The sequence below is a fragment of the Paraburkholderia sp. 31.1 genome, from assembly GCF_014397645.1.
In the GTDB taxonomy this organism is placed as follows: Bacteria; Pseudomonadota; Gammaproteobacteria; order Burkholderiales; family Burkholderiaceae; genus Paraburkholderia; species Paraburkholderia tuberum.
The window spans coordinates 1-2,419 of the sequence record NZ_VZQN01000126.1; the positions used below are offsets into that span (position 1 = coordinate 1).

2 protein-coding genes are annotated in these 2,419 nt (G+C 63.5%); both read right to left on the reverse strand.

The window, feature by feature from the left end; translation table 11 throughout:
• Positions 1 to 8: 8 nt before the first annotated feature.
• The gene (gene tssF / locus F6X37_RS35505) at positions 9 to 1,868 is read right to left on the reverse strand and encodes a type VI secretion system baseplate subunit TssF (protein WP_187614638.1); all 1,860 of its coding nucleotides are present in this window, start codon (positions 1,866 to 1,868) and stop codon (positions 9 to 11) included.
• The coding region (locus F6X37_RS35510) for a type VI secretion IcmF C-terminal domain-containing protein (protein WP_316252036.1) at positions 1,865 to 2,419 on the reverse strand (555 nt) is incomplete at its 5' end. The genes tssF and F6X37_RS35510, both read right to left, overlap by 4 nt.

A 2,419-nucleotide genomic window follows, 5' to 3' on the forward strand; every position in this document is an offset into this window, starting at 1 on the left:
GACACTCATCACAAAGGTGCTCCCTCGAAGTCGATGCGAGGATAGACGGTCTCCTTGCCACCGATGCTCAGTACCAGTTGCATGGAAACATGAAGGCTCGCGTAGCGCCCCAGAAAGTGATTGAGCACTTCGCCGAATAGCGCAGCATCGCCCGGCCCGTCGAACGCGGTCGGATCGAGTTCGACATATGCGCACGCAATACGTTGTACGTATGCCCGCTCCACCTTCTGCTTCTCGGAGAAACGTACGTCCCTGATCGCGTCGATACGACGCGAGACCCCGTCGTCTGGCGTCCAGTCGTAGAGTTCCAGCGTCTCACGCAGCGCCGGTGCGCCCTCCATATGGATCCGGTTCAGTTCGTTCGCGCCACCCGCCGTAAAGTGCCCCAATACGCGCCAGTCGTAGCCCGGGTAATAGCGCGGCGGATAGAGCGGCATGGACGGTGCCGTGAGGTTGCGCACCGATGCAATCCCGGTGAAGTCCGATGCGGTTTCAGTGATCGTCGCCTCGGCCAGTGCCATGCGCGGGAGACGCCCGTTATTGGCGAGCGCGCGTACCGTCAGGTAGCGGTCCGGATCGGGACGGTCCTCGTCGTTCTCTGCGTGCCGGTACGTTCCGGCCCATAGCTGCCCCGCCAGCGTGACCCAGAGTTCCCGCCCAAGCGGACCGAAACGCGTCGACGTATGGAAGTAGCGCTCAGGCTTTTCGTAACGCAACGCCCAACCACGATGCCGGAAACTCGTAAACGCCCGGTAGTCGTGCCGTGCGCTGTCCTCCGGCTCGGCGGCGATCACCGCGAGTACATCGTACGGCTCGACATGAGAGGCGATGCCAGGCTGTACGCGGATGCAGTGCTCCCTGTCGTGCCAGCCGACAGGTTCCAACGGCAACGCATCGACCTCAAACAGGTTGATGACAGGCGTGCAGAACAGGCGGAAATTCTCGCGGCTGACGGGATAGTCGCCAGGCATCCGGGCATCGAGTTCAATCTCGAAGGTCATCTGCGCTTCACCCGCCGGCAGCGCCGCAGCATCGAACCCGCACAGGTCGACGAAGTGAAACTTTTGCGGGAACACAAAATACTCCAGCATCGTCTGCTCGCGGTCCAGTTGCCCGTCGCGCTTCGCGTCTGTGACTGGCCATAGCCGCGTCGACGGGCCGAAGCCTGCCGCCTCGACATGCACCCCGTCCAGCGGCTGCAAGGCGCCGTCCCGTACTGACGGCAGACGCAGCCCGATTGACGCAACCTGCCGCGTCAGCGCCGCGTATAGCGTAGCCGCAGCGGGCCGGTCGCCATGCAGGTACAGGCGGATACGCGACAGGTCCATGCGCTCGCGCTGCTCCCCGAGCCAGAGACCAAACGTCAGGCGGATCACCGTACGCCCGTCGGCATGTACGGCGACGACGGCATCCTCGGCCGAGAGCGGTAACAGCTCGACGGGCTGCGTCGTCCGGTACACGCACTGAACCTTATCGGGACCGACGGGCGTTGAGCGTACGACGGCTCCGGCGGGAATCGGCACCGCAGTTGCGCCCGTTCGGTTCAGCGGCGTGCATTCGATGATCGACAGCGACGGGATCGCCCGCGCCATATGCTCGTAAAGGTTGTCGAGCATCCCTTCGGTCACTTCCGGCATGCCGTCGTCGAGCTTCATGCGTAGCCGCGCCGAGAGAAATGCAAAGGCTTCGTTCACCGCGCGCACAGCCCCCTCAGGTTCGCCGTAGAGCATCCCCATGCGACGCGCGGCGTCAGGCTGCGCCTGCGCAAACTCGCGGCCTGCCTCGCGCAGGTAGCGCATCTCTTCGTCGTAGTACCTGAGGAACGGATTCTCGTGCTCAGTCGGGTTTTTCTTCCAGGGTGCGGTCATGGTTGCAATTCCGGTGGCAGGGGAGGAAGCATCGGTGCGGCACCAGCCTTGCCGACAACAAAAATCCTTTCGGGCATCTGGAAGCCGCGCAGCTTCAGCAGTTCGAGCGGACCGCCTCCAACCTGGGTTCGCAGCACGTAGCGCAACGGGTCGCCATTTGCGTCGTTCCACGTGAGCTGGTAGCGGGTACTGTCCAGCTGCTTCACATCGGCTTTTGCGAGCAGGCGCAGGAATGCCCAGTCGCCCGTCGAATCGAACGCCTGCCTCAGGCCCGCGTTGAGTGTCTGCCACGTCAGACCCGCGTGCCCGTTCAGGCCGTCGCCGGGCCAGGCGAGCGGCGTCCAGCTTTCCTGCTGGTTAAAGTAGACGATCTGCTTGCCGTCCACCGACAGTTCCGAGCGCGTCACGTCCGGCGTCGGCAAGGCCATCATCTCGAAGCGCTCGTTTGCATCGCCCTTTATGTAGAGTTGCGCGCCGACCGTCGAGAGCTGGCGCAGGCCTGCAAGGAACTTCGGATCGAACTGGAGTGCCTGTGGTGCCAGTTCGTTCGG

Coding starts and splice junctions, on each gene's coding strand:
- tssF (WP_187614638.1), bottom strand. CDS start 1,868: ATGACCGCACCCTGGAAGAAAAACCCGACTGAGCACGAGAATCCGTTC.